This is a genomic window from Salmonella sp. 32010601201800023SM, assembly GCF_017572235.1.
GTDB classification, from domain to species: Bacteria; Pseudomonadota; Gammaproteobacteria; order Enterobacterales; family Enterobacteriaceae; genus Salmonella; species Salmonella enterica.
Map to the genome: position 1 here is coordinate 61,452 of NZ_JAGEQS010000003.1, position 16,011 is coordinate 77,462.

Here is a 16,011-nt window from a genome sequence, read left to right on the forward strand (position 1 = left end):
TTAAACTCCTAACTTCCATGAGAGGGTCCGTAACAGATCGGCAAACACGCCCGCCGCCGTCACATCATTGCCTGCGCCGTAGCCGCGCAGCACCAACGGCAAGGGCTGATAATAGTGGCTGTAGAACGCCAGCGCGTTTTCACCGTTTTTCACTTTGAAGAGCGGATCGTTACCATCAACTTCGGCAATTTTCACGCGGCACACGCCATCCTCTTCGATATTGCCCACATAGCGCAATACCTTACCTTCATCACGAGCTTTCGCCACACGGGCGGCAAACGCGTCGTCAAGCTGCGGCAGATGCGCCATAAAGGCGGTCACATCGCCGGAGGCGTCAAACTCGTCCGGCAACACCGGTTCAATCACAATATCGGAAAGCTCCAGCTCGCGGCCCGTCTCGCGGGCGAGGATCAACAGTTTACGCGCCACATCCATACCGGAAAGATCGTCGCGCGGATCGGGTTCGGTATAGCCCATCTCGCGCGCCAGCGCGGTCGCCTGTGAGAGACTCATCCCCTCTTCCAGTTTACCGAAAATAAAAGAGAGCGACCCGGAAAGAATGCCGGAAAATTTTTGCAGTTCATCACCGGCATTCAGCAGGTTTTGCAGGTTTTCGATTACCGGCAAACCGGCGCCGACGTTGGTGTCATACAAGAATTTGCGCCGTGATTGCGCGGCGGCGAAACGTAGCTGATGGTAGTAGTCCATCGACGAGGTGTTCGCTTTCTTGTTTGGCGTCACCACATGGAACCCTTCACGCAGGAAGTCGGCATATTGGTCGGCCACCGCCTGACTGGAGGTACAATCAACAATCACCGGATTGAGTAGATGATATTCTTTCACCAGGCGAATTAAGCGTCCCAGATTGAACGGCGCGTTCGCTTGCGCCAGTTCCGCCTGCCAGTTGTCCAGATTCAGGCCATGCACATTGGTTAGCAACGCCTTTGAGTTCGCCACGCCGCACACGCGTAGATCGATGTGCTTGTTCTTCAGCCAGGTTTGCTGACGTTTAAGCTGTTCCAGTAGCGCGCCGCCGACGCCGCCGACGCCAATGACAAACACTTCAATCACCTGATCGGTATTGAACAGCATCTGGTGCGTTACCCGCACGCCGGTGGTGGCATCGTCGTTATTCACCACCACAGAAATGGAACGCTCAGAAGATCCCTGAGCGATCGCCACGATATTGATATTGGCCCGCGCCAGCGCGGCGAAGAATTTCGCTGAAATGCCGCGTAGCGTGCGCATACCGTCGCCGACAACAGAGATAATCGCCAACCGCTCAGTAACCGCCAGCGGCTCCAGCAGCCCCTCTTTCAGCTCCAGATAGAACTCATCCTGCATCGCACGGCGGGCACGCGCGCAGTCACTCTGCGGCACACAGAAGCTGATGCTGTACTCAGAGGAGGACTGGGTAATGAGCACCACCGAGATCCCGGCGCGAGACATGGCGGCGAAAACACGCGCCGCCATCCCAATCATCCCTTTCATTCCCGGGCCGGAGACGCTAAACATCGCCATGTTGTTAAGGTTAGAGATCCCTTTAACCGGCAGATTATCATCGTCGCTGGACGCGCCGATCAGCGTTCCTGGCGCCTGCGGATTACCGGTATTTTTAATCAGACAGGGGATCTGGAACTGGGCGATAGGCGTTATGGTGCGAGGGTGAAGGACTTTGGCGCCGAAGTAAGAGAGTTCCATCGCTTCCTGGTAGGACATCGATTTCAGCAGTCTGGCGTCCGGCACCTGGCGCGGGTCACAGGTATACACGCCATCGACGTCAGTCCAGATTTCACAGCAGTCAGCGCGTAAACAGGCGGCCAGCACGGCGGCGGAATAGTCGGAACCATTACGGCCCAGCACCACCAGTTCACCCTTTTCATTACCGGCGGTAAAGCCCGCCATCAGGATCATGTGATCGGCCGGGATCTGGCTGGCGGCGATACGGCGAGTCGATTCCGCGATATCGACGGTAGATTCAAGGTAATGGCCCACCGCCAGCAATTTTTCTACCGGATCGATCACCGTGACGCGATGTCCACGCGCCTCCAGAAGTCCCGCCATAATCGCGATCGACATTTTTTCGCCACGGCAAATCAGCGCGGCGTTGATGCTATCCGGGCACTGACCCAGCAGGCTGATACCATGCAAAACATGTTTGATCTGAGCGAATTCTTGTTCGACAACCATTTTCAACCGTGCAAGCGGGAATCCCGGCTGCGCGCTGGCAAGTCCTGCGAGCAGGTCAGAAAAAATACGTTCGGCATCGCTGATATTCGGCAAAGCATCCTGGCCGCCGATAGTTTTTTCAATCATCGCCACCAGATGGTTGGTAATTTTCGCGGGGGCGGAAAGTACGGTCGCTACCTGCCCTTGCCTGGCATTGCTTTCCAGAATATCGGCAACACGCAGAAAACGTTCTGCATTTGCCACTGATGTACCGCCGAACTTCAACACTCGCATGGTTGTTACCTCGTGATCTCTGGTCGAAAAAAAAAGCCCGCACTGTTCAGGTGCGGGCTTTTTTCTGTGTTTCCTGTACGCGTCAGCCCGCACCGTTACCTGTGGTAATGGTGATGGTGGTAATGGTGGTGGTGCTGATGCGGTTCATGGATGTTGTGTACTCTGTCATTTTTATTTGTCTGTCTTGTATTCCTATATTGGTTAAAGTATCTGACCGCCTAAGTCAATAAATTTTTAAATTGATCACATTCCGAAACTTGTTCATGTGCTGCTGGCGATATATTTATTTTCAACCAATTCCCCCTGTTATGATCTCTTGCAACCAGACGTAATCTCTTATTATTTTAAAAATTACAGCACGTTATTTTGTTAGTTTTTTTTCAATATCATGGACAAAACGGTGCAACATTACCGTATCTCGCTGTCCCAGCAGGCCGATTCGCTGTTGTAGCCAGTCGGTTAATTTGTGGTCATCGGCCGCCTCCAGAGTCGTTAACAGACGTAAAAGGCGCGCGCGTAACGCCTGTAACTGCGATTCATCAGCAATATCAACGGATTCAGTGGTCTGTTGCATTAAACCTGCTAATTGATAGCAATACACCATGACCGCCTGACCCAGATTGAGCGAAGGGTAATCCGCCGCCATCGGCACGCCGGTCAATACATCCGCCAGCGCCAGCTCGTCATTGGTCAGACCGGAATCCTCACGGCCAAAAACCAGCGCGGCATGACGCATCCAGCGTGATTTTTCCTGTAATAAGGGAACCAGTTCAGCGGGCGAAGCGTAGTAATGAAATTTTGCCCGGCTGCGGGCTGTCGTCGCGACGGTAAAATCCACATCGTGGAGCGCGTCGGCAAGGGTGTGGAAAACCTCAATATTATCAATAATATCTCCAGATCCATGTGCGACCCAACGGGTGGCGGGCTCCAGGTGCGCCTGGCTGTCGACAATACGCAGGTCAGTAAATCCCATGGTCTTCATAGCCCGGGCGGCTGCGCCGATATTTTCCGCTCTGGCGGGAGCGACAAGAACGATTGTTACACGCATTTCATTACTCTTTTTGACTAATTTACAGGAAATTAGCTGGCGTTTGTAAGCATATTACGCTTCGCAAATTTACAAAATTTTAACGGATATCACTGAAAAAGCATTTTTGATTTCGTAAAAGACGCTACACTATTGCGTATCTGTACTATTGCTGTTTATGTTAACAGAACATCGTTATCCTGCTGTTTATTTAGGATAATTTAATTTAAAATAGATCCTGTTCTTTGGATTCATCACATTTATTAGTTGGCTTACGTAACTAGTTGGAATATTGCAAATTTGTGATGAAAGCTAGCATTTAGCTACGATGATTTCATCAAACTGTTAACGTGCTACAATTGAACTTGATATATGTCAACGAAGCGTAGTTTTATTAGGTGTCCGGTACGTCTTAGCCTGTTATGTTGCTGTTAAAATGGTTAGGATGACAGCCGTTTTTGACACTGTCGGGTCCAGAGGGAAAGTACCCACGACCAAGCTAATGATGTTGTTGACGTTGATGGAAAGTGCATCAAGAACGCAATTACGTACTTTAGTCATGTTACGCCGATCATGTTAATTTGCGACATGCATCAGGCAGGTCAGGGACTTTTGTACTTCCTGTTTCGATTTAGTTGGCAATTTAGGTAGCAAACATGCAGACCCCGCACATTCTTATCGTTGAAGACGAGTTGGTAACACGCAACACGTTGAAAAGTATTTTCGAAGCGGAAGGCTATGATGTATTCGAAGCGACAGATGGCGCGGAAATGCATCAGATCCTCTCTGAATATGACATCAACCTGGTGATCATGGATATCAATCTGCCAGGGAAAAACGGTCTCCTGTTAGCGCGTGAACTGCGTGAACAGGCTAACGTTGCGCTGATGTTCCTGACGGGCCGCGATAACGAAGTCGACAAAATTCTCGGCCTCGAAATCGGCGCGGATGATTACATCACCAAACCGTTTAACCCACGCGAATTGACCATCCGTGCCCGCAACCTGCTGTCCCGTACCATGAACCTGGGTACCGTCAGCGAAGAGCGTCGTAGCGTTGAAAGCTACAAGTTCAACGGTTGGGAACTGGATATCAACAGTCGTTCACTGATCGGCCCGGACGGCGAGCAGTATAAACTACCGCGCAGCGAGTTCCGCGCGATGCTTCACTTCTGCGAAAACCCTGGCAAAATTCAGTCGCGCGCAGAGCTGTTGAAGAAAATGACCGGCCGCGAGCTGAAGCCGCATGACCGTACTGTTGACGTTACCATTCGTCGTATTCGTAAGCATTTCGAATCCACGCCGGATACGCCGGAAATCATCGCCACCATTCACGGCGAAGGTTATCGCTTCTGCGGCGACCTGCAGGATTAATTCGGCCCAGGCGCCAAACCGTAAAAACAGCCGGTAAGTTATTCTTACTGGCTGTTTCTTATGTCCCCCTTCCGCTAAGCGGCCTCGCTTTCCCTCCTGACCTGCCGTTATGACGTACTCTTTTACATAAAAATTGTCGTATAGCGCTGTTTATCTCAGCTTGCGAAAGTTAAGGTAGTTTGTGTATTTACATTAAAGAGTAATACACGGGATTTGTTAGTCCCCAAAAAATAAGGGGATGCTCACAGGACGTGAGGTTTCAAAGGATGAAAAAATCACCATTATGCTGCTACCTGTTTTGTGCAGCGATGTCAGCTTCACCAGCCGCGCTGGCTGCTACCGCGCCGGTCTCCGCAGGCGTTATTCATTTCAAAGGCCAGATTGTCGAATATGGTTGTAATCTTGCGCCTCACGATCGCAATATCGAGGTATCATGTTTGCGGAATAATATCCCCCATTTACAGACAGTCGCCACACCGTCTGGAAACGCTATTTCGTTGATGAATGGAATCGCCACGGTACGGCACGTGTCGTTAAAAGATCATCCGGAGATTCAAAGCCTGATCGTCCAGTACCGCTAACCGCTTATGGCTCCCGCCGGGAGGAGTTCCGGCAGGCGGCGATTTCGCTCAGTAAAACGCCGCCTGCCTGCATTTTGTACTTTTCTCTCATTCGTATCCTACAACAGCGATGTTCATCGCTTCGCTATCCTGTACGCTCTACGCGCTCGTTAAGCACGGTACCTATGATAGCTGTCATAAAATGATTGCAAATAAAATCATCACATTTACTATGGTTAACCTTACAAACAGCGTTGTCGCTCATGCATTGATAAGGTGAATACATTGACTTAAATATTCTTGTTGGCTATTTTAATTTACTTAATTATAATTTTAAGTGAATATTAAATTTATGTTTACCTTTTAATAGTCAACCACTTTATCAGCCATAATAATGGGGAAGATATGAAGCAGTTAAACGGCGGGAATGTGTATCGTCCCACAGGGAAAGAAAAAAACCTGCAAGCCATTTTAAATATTCATCGGCACGTTATTCAAAACATCTCCCCTGTCACTATTACGGCCGGTAAAACACTGGATATCAAGATTGATAATCAATCCCACATCCTGTTAATCACTAAAGGCGCTATTAAAGTATGTCGGCGTATCGACAGCATTGTAATGGGCTGCGGTGTCTCACCAATGATTTTAGGCCTTGTAGATGCCTATGCTGACTTATACCAGTTAGAAGAGAATTCAGACGTCTTTTTTATCGCCGAAACCACCTGTGAATATTATCCTGTCCCAGTAAAAGATTTTGTGGAAATAGCCGATGAAAAGCATCTCTGGCGTGACATTTCGAACATCCTGATGTACCGCATTGCTTTCATGACTAACCGTGACAGAAACCTTATCGGGCAGGACGCCTATAGCCAGATAAAAGCGCTGTTACTTGAACTGTGGTCGTATCCTGAAAGCTCACGATTTGAGATCAACGCACAGAACTTCATACAGCAGAGAACCGGGCTTTCACGCAGCCGTATCATGCAGGTACTTTCAGAACTAAAAGCGGGGGACTATATAAAAATACTGCATGGAAGACTGTTAGAGCTTCGAAACCTGCCGGTTTCATTTTAAACGGACAAGCGTCGTATATTCTTAAAAATAAAGCAATATAGAGTTAAATAAATCCTCCAGGAAATAATAACTATTATCAAAAAAGAGATCTTGCTCTATAAATCTAGTCATCAACCATACTTCTTTAGTGGTATTTTATTAAACTTTGTTACCGGGTCCGAAACTGGACTGCCGTTCAATATTGCATCAGAATTTTTATTGAGTTCATAGTTGATATACGTAGAATAGCCGCCTGCTTATCTACAGAACAGAAAGAAGCGCATACAGAGTAAAATATAATATTTTATTTTATATAGCTATCTTTATTTTTCAGCGAATAGAATCAGGCAACAATTAATATGTTTAATAAGAAAATTATCATCCTGGCAATGTTAACTGCCGTAGCATCCACACCGGTATTTGCCCAGAATACGATTACGTTCAATGGCAAAATTTACGATCAGGCGTGTACGGTTCAGGTTAATGGCTCTACGGATACCACCATTGATTTAGGTAATTACAGCAAAGAACGCATCGCGGAAAAAGGCGCCACAACCGATTACGTGCCGTTTATCGTAAGCCTGGTTAGCTGCCCGGAAGCAGGGACTGGCGTACCAACCCAGGCCATGTTCCGCTTCCACGGCGCAACAGATGATTCCAACCCAACGTACTTCAAAAACGCGGACGAAGGATCGGAAACGGGCGCCGCGGGTGTCGGTATTTCTATTCAGAACGCTTCACATAGCGATGTAACAGATAACACGGATGATGCCGCAGTAAACCTGCCAACCGACGGCTCGACAGCAGACTTTACCTATTACGCCGCCATGGCAAACGATGGTTCCGCAACCGTAACCGGTGGAGATGTTAGCACTCAGGTTACGTATACCGTTTCGTATCAGTAAGGCATTCTCATCCTGATGTGGACAGGCAGGATGCCAGTCCATAGCGTAAAACATCTTTACAGAGTAAAAAATGAAACACATAAAGAAATCCGTGTTGGTCGTATTACTGACAAGCCATGTTGCCCATGCCAGCATTGTTGTTGGCGGAACCCGACTGGTTTTCGACGGCAATAATGATGAGTCGTCAATCAATGTAGAGAATAAAGACAGCAAAGCGAATCTTGTTCAGTCATGGTTATCGGTTGCCGATCCCCAGGTCACAAATAAGCAGGCGTTTATTATCACCCCGCCTCTTTTTCGCCTTGATGCCGGGCAAAAGAACAGCATTCGGGTTATTCGCTCTGGCGCCCCTCTACCTGCAGATCGGGAGTCTATGTACTGGCTCAATATTAAGGGTATTCCTTCTATTGATGATAATGCCTCCGCGAACCGCGTGGAAATCTCCATTAATACCCAAATAAAGCTTATTTATCGACCGCCAGCATTAACAAAATCAACGCCTGATAGCCAGAGCCAACAATTAAAATGGCAGACGGCAGGTGATGTTATTACCGTAAATAACCCCACTCCCTATTATATGAACTTTGCCAGTGTGACGCTTAACAGCCATGAAGTGAAATCAGCGACTTTCGTTCCGCCAAAATCATCAGCGTCATTTAAATTGAGTTCTACTGCCGCCCCTCATGGCACGGTAACGTGGCGATTAATCAGCGATTATGGGATGAGTTTAGAGCCGCATTCCGGTTCATTCTAGCCATTAACGACTTCATTTTACTTTTACCCTTTCAGGACTTTTACTGTGCAATTCTCCAGAGTAGAGCCCCGTTCTCAATTAGCGTTATCGTTTCTCTTTATATGCTGTTCCATAAAACCAGCGTTAGCGCATGATCATTTTAATCCATTATCGTTGGAAAATGATGAACCGGGCGTGGAGAATGTCGATCTATCGGTTTTCGAAAAGGGGGGGCAGGCAGAAGGCACCTATAATGTTGATATTTATATTAATAACACCAGTGTTGAAACAAAAAATATTGCCTTTAAAAATAAAAAATCAGCAGATAATAAGCTCTCCCTACAGCCATGTCTTAGCGTTGAACAACTCAAGCAGTGGGGCGTAAAAACAGAAAACTTCCCCGAGCTTAAAAATGACCCAAACGGGTGTACCGATCTTAGTCTGCTGGCTGGCGCTGTAGCAAAGTTTAATGTCATCGGTAACCGGCTGGATTTAGCGATCCCTCAAATCGCGTTGATCGCCGACCCGCGAGAATTCGTCCCTACCAGCGAATGGGATGAAGGCATTAATGCTTTTTTGCTGAACTACAGTTTTACCGGATCGCAGGATCACGATATTGATGAAAACCGGACGGAAAATAGCGAATACGCTAACCTGCGCCCTGGTATTAACATTGGCGCATGGCGTTTTCGTAACTACTCAACATGGAATCACGATAGCGATGGGCAAAATAGCTGGGATTCTGCCTACACCTATGTTTCTCGCGATATCGAATTTTTAAAAGGACAGCTGATCGCCGGGGAAAATAACACGCCCGCAGACGTCTTTGACAGTATTTCATTTAAGGGCGTACAGATCTCTTCTGATGACGATATGTTGCCGGACAGTATGAAAGGGTTCGCCCCGGTCATTCGCGGGGTGGCCAAAAGCAGCGCGCAGGTAACCGTTGAACAAAACGGTTATACCATCTACAAAACTAACGTTCCGGCGGGCCCATTCGCCATCAATGATCTTTATCCAACCGGCGGTTCGGGCGACCTGTACGTCACCATCAAAGAATCCGATGGTTCTGAACAGCATTTCATTGTGCCCTACGCCAGCGTTCCGGTATTACAGCGTGAAGGCCACCTGAAATACGACCTGACGGTAGGCCGCACGCGTTCATCAGATACGCATTCCGCGCAACAGAATTTCGCAGAACTGACGGCCTTATACGGATTAGCAGGCGGCATAACCGCCTATGGCGGAATAGAGAGTACGCTGAGCAATGATGTTTATCATGCGGCGCTCATCGGGACAGGCTTAAACCTTGGCGATCTGGGCGCATTGTCTTTAGACGTCACCAACTCATGGTCAAAAATTAAAGCAGGCGATGTGGTTAGCGATACGCTTACCGGACAATCCTGGCGTATTCGTTACAGCAAAGATATTCAGTCAACAGGCACCAATTTCACTGTCGCCGGCTACCGTTATTCGACCAAAGATTACTACGCTCTTGAGGATGTGCTGGATACCTATAGCGATAATAGTCACTATGATCATGTACGTAATCGCACCGACCTGTCGTTATCGCAAGACATTATCTACGGTTCCATTTCACTCACTTTATATAATGAAGATTACTGGAATGACACTCATACCACATCATTAGGTATTGGCTATAACAACACATGGCATAACGTAAGCTATGGCATTAACTATTCTTATACGCTGAACGCCGATAATTCTCAGGATGAAGACGACGATACGGAAGACAGTAATGACCAGCAAATTTCAATCAATATTAGTATTCCGTTAGATGCCTTTATGCCGTCAACGTATGCCACCTACAATATGAACTCCGCGAAAGACGGCGATACCACGCATACTGTCGGTTTAAACGGAACAGCGCTGGCACAGAAAAATCTCTCATGGAGCGTTCAGGAAGGTTATTCCTCTCAAGAGAAAGCCACCAGCGGTAATGTGAGCGCAACCTATAACGGGACGTATGCGGATATTAACGGCGGATATAGCTACGATAATCATATGCGTCGCCTGAATTATGGCGTTCAGGGCGGCGTACTGTTACATCGAAATGGCCTGACACTATCCCAGCCAATGGACGACACCATCATATTGGTTAAAGCCCCTGGCGCAGCGGGTGTCCCCGTGAATAACGAAACGGGCGTGGACACCGATTTTCGGGGTTATGCCGTCGTACCTTATGCTTCGCCTTACCATCGTAATGAAGTCTCTTTAGATACGACGGGCATTAGAAAAAATATTGAGCTCATTGATACCAGTAAAACGCTGGTGCCTACCCGTGGCGCGGTGGTCAGGGCTGAATATAAAACCAATATTGGTTACAAGGCATTGATGGTATTAACCCGCATAAACAATCTTCCTGTTCCTTTTGGCGCGACCGTCTCGTCTTTAACAAAACCAGACAATCACAGCAGTTTTGTTGGTGATGCGGGGCAAGCCTGGTTAACCGGACTGGAAAAACAAGGGCGGTTATTAGTGAAGTGGGGACCAACAGCAGCAGACCGGTGTCAGGTCTCTTATCGTATACCGAGCTCCCCCTCCGCTTCTGGCGTAGAAATCTTACACGAGCAATGCCAGTGATTCTGGTGGGATAAAAGATGAATATGAACAGATTTGCTGCATTAGCCGCCCTGTTAACGTTCACGGGTCTGGCATTATGGTCGCCATCGATCAGCGCGGCATACAATACCGCAGATGCCGTAGACATTAACGTTGCGGGATTAATTTATGCCGATCCGTGTACCGTGACGGTCCCCGACACGCTCTCTCTTGGACAATATGCCCGGGCGGATATCGCCGTGGCCGGCGGCAATACCGCCACCATTCCTTTCACCATAAAAATGACGAATTGCCCGGCAACGACCACAAAAGCCGCGATTTCATTTAACGGCGTACCTTATCCCGATCCAAATTATGCTTCTGCGATTTATGCAAACAGCGCGGCCAATCCGGCGCAGGATTTAGGATTACAGCTTTTTAACCTGGACGGTAAAAGTCTGGTCAATCTGGCCAACAACGTCACTTACACGGTGGATATCAACAGTAATACCCATGAAGCCAATTTGCCTGTCGCCGCAAGGATGTATACCCCGTATGGAAAAGTCACGGCAGGGGATTTCACGTCCGTTGTGACGATCACTATCGCATGGCAATAACATCTTTCTATTTCACCTGGTATAAAAGCAGGAATTTTTCATGAGAAGGTTATATCTGGCGCTTATTCTGCTGTTCGCGTATTCCGGTCATGGTTACGCCTCCTGTAAACGTTCCGGAAATGAAGGCGCGATCACTATCACCCCGCCGTCGCAGCTTGTGGTGGATAGCCACGCCTATACCGCAGGCGAGGTGTTGTGGCAATCGGGCTGGGTTTCCACCTCCGAAGTCACAATGGATGGCTGTAGTCGCGATTATAAGGTCGGTTTTTTATATGAACCCGGTAGCGCGCAGTCAAATACATCAGCGACAATCAATGCGAATGACGGGAACAACACGCCGGTATTTAGCACCGGGATTTCCGGCGTGGGCGTTGCGATTAAAACCCAAACGAATGCTGGCCCTTACGATAATGTCATGCCAATCGATAATACCTACCATAATGGCGATGGCAATAAAACACACCATGCGATGGCTCCCGCCTACAATGTTGAACTGGTCGCCTTAGGCGGTCCGATCACCTCCGGTACCGCGACATTCCAAAGCCCACTGGCGCGCGTATCTTTTCGCGATAGCGCAACGGAAGACTCCGGCGGCGATATCCTGACCCATCTGTATTTGGGGAATACGCAATTGATTATGAAAGCGATGGGATGTCGGGTAGAAACACCTGCCATCACCGTGGATTTAGGCAGCGTCAATTTAGGCAGTTTCGCTAACAGTCAAACCGCGGGCACAGGCGAGCAGGATATCTTATTGACCTGCGAACAAGGCACCGCTATCTCCGCATCGTTAAGCGCCCAGCCTGCCAGCGGAAATAACCCTGATAATTCAGTCATCCAGTTGAGCAATGCGAGCGCGCCAACCAGCGCAACCGGCGTTGGCGTACAGTTGGGTATTCAGGCGCCGGACGCCGGTTTCTTTACCGACAGTTTGCCAATCAATCAAAAAATTGATCTCTTTACTCACACGATTACCACCAATGCCGATGGCAGCCAGACGGTTAACGGCGGAACCATGAATATGTCGACCACCCTGAAAATTAGCGCGCGCTACTATAAAACCGCCGCCACGGTAACGGCTGGGCAAGCGAATGCCACGGCAACATTAAACCTGACCTATAACTAACGGCATCACATTTTCTGGCGCTGCGCGGGAAAACGTTAACGCGCGCGCCCGTTATATTTATTTCCACAAACGTAATTCGTCATCTTTTACTGGCGGTAATGACTTACGTTGCTGACAAGAGAGCGAATACCAGTCCAGATGGCGCGTCAGGAACATCACGCCGCCAAGCGCCAGTAGCAGAACGCCGGTACCCAGAAGCAACGAGCTATCTTCCGAACGCAGCAATCCCCACATCACGCCATCCAGCGCCAATAACGCTAACGTAAACAGTACGCTATTGCGCCATCCTTTCAGCACCGCCTGCAAATAAACGCTATTCATCAACGCGCCCACCAGGCTTGCGGCGATCCAGGCTGGCGTGAAACCGATATGTTCCGACAGTGCCAGCAACAGCAGGTAGAACATCACCAGCGATAACCCCACCAGCAGATACTGCATCGGGTGTAACCGCTGCCCCGTCAGGGTTTCGAAGACAAAGAAAGCCATAAACGTTAGCGTAATCAACAAAATGGCATATTTCGTCGCTCTGTCCGTCAGTTGATACTGATCGGCTGGCGTCGATACAGCGACGCTAAACGCCGGTAAGTTGTCCCAATCCACCTTTTGCGCATCAGCAAACTGTTCGCCGAGATTCGTGGCAAACCGGCTGGTTTGCCACTGGGCCTGAAATCCTGAACCGCTGATTTCGCGTTTACCGGGAAGAAAATCCCCCACAAAATTTGGGTGCGGCCAGTTACTGGTCAGGGTCATTTCACTGCTACGCCCGACGGGAACCAGTGAAAAGCTGCCGGTTCCGCTTAAATTTAACGACATCGCCAACGTCAGGTTGCGCGTCGCCCACTGACTGTCCGGCAGCGGGATATGAATGCCCTCTCTACTTTCCGGTAAGCCGGTCCCCGGTTCTACAGTGAGCATTTCACCATTCACCTGCGGCGCTTTTACTGCGCTGATACCGCGCGCATCGCCGACGCCCACGACGATAAAGGGCTTTCCAAGGGTAATGTTCGGTCTGTTCAGCTCATGCAGACGGGCCACATCAAACTCCGCCTTTATCGCCATATCGGTATGCCACACCTGCCCCTGATAAATACCTATTTTTCGCGCTTCAACGTTTTGATTGCCTTCGACCAATAGCGACTCCGGCAGCCAAAAATAGAGATAGCTGCGCTTATACTGGACCTCTTTCTCCTCTTCCAGCACGGTATAGAGCTCTGTCACCGGAATCGCCACCAGCGGGCCGACAACCTTTTGTGGGCCGCTGGTACTCTGACGAATAGCATTCTCCACATGGCTTCGATAATCAGCACGCTCCACGATGGTGTGCCGTACCATCATCAGGGGAATTAACAGCAGGATCATGGCGCCGCCTAACGTAATCATTTTCCACAACAGGGGGGATTTCAACATAGCGTTCTCCTTTGCAATGCCAGCAGTGTAAGAACGCGATGTGGGGAGAATTTGAAGTTATGTGAAGTGACGGTGAAGTGTCAACGAGGCCAGCACGCCGCCTTCGGGACGATTGCACAACGTCACCTCACCGTTGAGGAGCCGCGCCGCCTCGCTGACAAACGCCAGCCCAAGCCCGCTGCTTTTACGCCCGTTTTCACGGGGCAACGAATAGAATCGGTCGAAAATGCGCGGCAGCGCAAAATCAGGAATACCACAGCCGGAATCCGTCACCTGCAGGATCGCTTTCTCCCCCATCGGCTGAGCGCTTAATGTGATAACGCCATTTTCAGGCGTAAAGTCGATGGCATTGTCCAACACATTGCCCAGCGCCTGCGCCAGAAGCTCCGCGTCGGCGACGACAACCAGCGAGGAAGGCCGTAGAGTAAGCGTGATCTTTTTTGCCGCCAACTGAATACTGCGCGCCTCGCTAAGCTGCGTAAATAGCTCATCAACAGCAACCGGCGCGAGAGGGATATCCTGTCGGTTTTCCAGCCGCGCCTGGCGCAGCAGGGTTTCTACCAGCGCCTGCATTCGCGTATTTTGCGCCAGTATATTCTCTGTAAAGCGGGTAACCACATCCGCGGGCGGTCCTTCACGCAGAATCTCCGCCGCGCCGCGTATCGCCGCCAGTGGACTTTTCAGCTCATGAGTCAACGCATACACGTACTGCTCAATGTCATTCTTGCCTTCCAGCTTAATGCGCATACTCTCCAGCGCCTGCGCCAGTTTACGCAGCTCGCTGCTGCCTAATGCAGGTAACGCAAGCGGGCGGTTTTCGGTGACGGAATCCGCATAGCGCGTCAACCGGGCGATGGAGCGGTTAATCCACCAGACCATCCCCGCGCCAATCGCCAGCGCAATTCCCAGTAAAACGGCGCTGGCCCACAGAATGCGCCGTTCGCTGCGCTTAATCACCGGCGCCATTGCCGCATTCGGTTTACCGACAGACAGGACGCCGATAATCCGTCCATCGCTGATTATCGGCGCGGCTACGTACATCACGGTGCTATTGGGATCGGCAGCATCTTTTGCCGTGCTGCGGGCGCCATACTGTCCGCGCAGCGTAAGCCAGACGTCATTCCAGCGAGAATAATCCTGCCCCACCGCTTTGTTTTCCGAATCAAACAACACCTTCCCCTGCGCATCCGTCATGTAGACATGGTATTCATTGCGCACTTTGACGATCCCGCTGATATTGGCGCGAAACGGGCGATGTTGCAGCTGGGCGAATGCCTTCGCCAACTGGCCGCCAGTCGGGTTGCCGGAAAGGAGATCGTCGCGGGCCAGCGCCGCCAGCAGCGTTGCGGTGTCAATCAGCGTCCCTTCCGTCGCGCGGCGGACGCCCGGCTTTATCTCCTGAACGAAGATAGACAGCACAAACACGGCGGCGACGGCGACAATAAGAAAGTAGCCCAGCAGCAAACGCATTCCGATGCGCATCAGACGCTCCTCAGGCTGTATCCCATTCCACGATGCGTGTTAATTGGCGAGAGCTCCGGATTGATCGCGCGTAGTTTAGCGCGCAGGGTTTTGATGTGTGTATCGACCGTCCGATCGAAGGTCTCCTGGGCATCAGACCAGACAATATCCATCAATTGCTGACGCGAGTACACGCGTTCCGGCGACAGCAGCAGGGTTTTAAGGAGCAGAAACTCATAACGCGTCAGCGAGAGCGGCGTACCAAACCAGGCGATCTGCGCCGCCGGTTCATTGAGTTCAAAATGTCCGGTACGCACCACCGGCGACGGCGCAGCAAACTTTTTCACCCGGCGCAGCAGCGTGCGCACGCGGGCGCTCACTTCGCGCGGCGAGAACGGCTTGGCGACATAATCATCTGCGCCGATCTCCAGACCAAGCAATCGATCCACTTCATCGCTACGGGCAGTCAGGAAAAGAATCGGCAGCGCAGGATGGCGTTCCAGCAACTGCCGACACAGCTCAAAGCCGCTGATATCCGGTAGTCCCACATCGAGAATCACCGCATCCGGCCGTTGCTGACGCGCTTTTTCCAGCGCGGGCAGCCCGCGAGCGAATAGCTCAACGGTAAACCCTTCCAGTTGCAGGGTGTAGATGAGCGTATCGGCGATTCCCTGTTCATCCTCGACTAACCAGACCTGCGGTTGCTGCATACTCTTTCCCT

General features: G+C 50.2%; 15 protein-coding genes and 1 other annotated feature. Of the genes, 8 read left to right on the top strand and 7 right to left on the bottom strand.

The window, feature by feature from the left end:
- From thrA to yjjY, 4 genes are all read right to left on the bottom strand, one after another.
- A complete protein-coding gene (gene thrA / locus J4617_RS11100) occupies positions 1-2,463 on the bottom strand; it encodes a bifunctional aspartate kinase/homoserine dehydrogenase I (RefSeq protein WP_001264677.1) in 2,463 nt (820 codons plus the stop codon).
- Between the two features lie 26 nt (positions 2,464-2,489).
- Positions 2,490-2,610 (bottom strand) — a sequence feature (Thr leader region).
- On the bottom strand, positions 2,546-2,611 hold the full coding sequence (gene thrL / locus J4617_RS11105; RefSeq protein ID WP_001575544.1) for a thr operon leader peptide: 66 nt from the start codon (positions 2,609-2,611) through the stop codon (positions 2,546-2,548). (Overlaps the previous feature by 65 nt.)
- A gap of 213 nt (positions 2,612-2,824) precedes the next feature.
- Positions 2,825-3,511 (bottom strand): tRNA/rRNA methyltransferase, encoded by a 687-nt coding sequence (locus tag J4617_RS11110; protein ID WP_017466063.1) that lies wholly within the window; start codon positions 3,509-3,511, stop codon positions 2,825-2,827.
- 399 nt (positions 3,512-3,910) lie between these two features.
- Complete coding sequence (gene yjjY / locus J4617_RS11115) at positions 3,911-4,051, bottom strand: protein YjjY (protein ID WP_001541509.1); 141 nt, start codon at positions 4,049-4,051, stop codon at positions 3,911-3,913.
- A 95-nt stretch (positions 4,052-4,146) separates the two neighbouring features.
- Here yjjY and arcA point away from each other — a divergent pair, with 95 nt between their 5' ends.
- The 8 genes from arcA to sthE all read left to right on the top strand — a co-directional run bounded on the left by arcA (position 4,147) and on the right by sthE (position 12,422).
- Positions 4,147-4,863 carry a two-component system response regulator ArcA gene (arcA, locus tag J4617_RS11120; RefSeq protein ID WP_001194359.1) on the top strand — a complete coding sequence of 239 codons (717 nt, stop codon included), beginning with the start codon at positions 4,147-4,149 and terminating at the stop codon, positions 4,861-4,863.
- A 266-nt stretch (positions 4,864-5,129) separates the two neighbouring features.
- Complete coding sequence (locus J4617_RS11125) at positions 5,130-5,444, top strand: hypothetical protein (protein WP_000749514.1); 315 nt, start codon at positions 5,130-5,132, stop codon at positions 5,442-5,444.
- A 384-nt stretch (positions 5,445-5,828) separates the two neighbouring features.
- A complete protein-coding gene (locus tag J4617_RS11130; protein WP_000811635.1) occupies positions 5,829-6,500 on the top strand; it encodes a winged helix-turn-helix transcriptional regulator in 672 nt (223 codons plus the stop codon).
- A 338-nt stretch (positions 6,501-6,838) separates the two neighbouring features.
- On the top strand, positions 6,839-7,384 hold the full coding sequence (locus J4617_RS11135) for a fimbrial protein (RefSeq protein WP_001647479.1): 546 nt from the start codon (positions 6,839-6,841) through the stop codon (positions 7,382-7,384).
- Between the two features lie 70 nt (positions 7,385-7,454).
- The gene (gene sthA, locus J4617_RS11140; protein ID WP_000680523.1) at positions 7,455-8,138 is read left to right on the top strand and encodes a fimbrial biogenesis chaperone SthA; all 684 of its coding nucleotides are present in this window, start codon (positions 7,455-7,457) and stop codon (positions 8,136-8,138) included.
- A 45-nt stretch (positions 8,139-8,183) separates the two neighbouring features.
- A complete protein-coding gene (locus tag J4617_RS11145) occupies positions 8,184-10,721 on the top strand; it encodes a fimbrial outer membrane usher protein (RefSeq protein ID WP_001160707.1) in 2,538 nt (845 codons plus the stop codon).
- Positions 10,722-10,738: 17 nt separating this feature from the next.
- Positions 10,739-11,296 (top strand): fimbrial protein, encoded by a 558-nt coding sequence (locus J4617_RS11150; RefSeq protein WP_017465674.1) that lies wholly within the window; start codon positions 10,739-10,741, stop codon positions 11,294-11,296.
- Between the two features lie 40 nt (positions 11,297-11,336).
- Positions 11,337-12,422 (top strand): fimbrial major subunit SthE, encoded by a 1,086-nt coding sequence (gene sthE, locus J4617_RS11155; RefSeq protein WP_001253765.1) that lies wholly within the window; start codon positions 11,337-11,339, stop codon positions 12,420-12,422.
- Positions 12,423-12,479: 57 nt separating this feature from the next.
- Here the strand turns inward: sthE and creD are convergent, their stop codons facing one another.
- The 3 genes from creD to creB are packed head-to-tail and all read right to left on the bottom strand — an operon-like array spanning position 12,480 to position 16,000.
- A complete protein-coding gene (gene creD / locus J4617_RS11160; protein ID WP_000920394.1) occupies positions 12,480-13,829 on the bottom strand; it encodes a cell envelope integrity protein CreD in 1,350 nt (449 codons plus the stop codon).
- A gap of 57 nt (positions 13,830-13,886) precedes the next feature.
- A complete protein-coding gene (creC, locus tag J4617_RS11165) occupies positions 13,887-15,311 on the bottom strand; it encodes a two-component system sensor histidine kinase CreC (RefSeq protein WP_001748835.1) in 1,425 nt (474 codons plus the stop codon).
- Positions 15,311-16,000, bottom strand: coding sequence for a two-component system response regulator CreB (creB, locus tag J4617_RS11170; protein WP_001187047.1), 690 nt, complete (start codon positions 15,998-16,000; stop codon positions 15,311-15,313). The genes creC and creB overlap by 1 nt, the downstream gene beginning before the upstream one ends.
- Between the last annotated feature and the right edge of the window lie 11 nt (positions 16,001-16,011).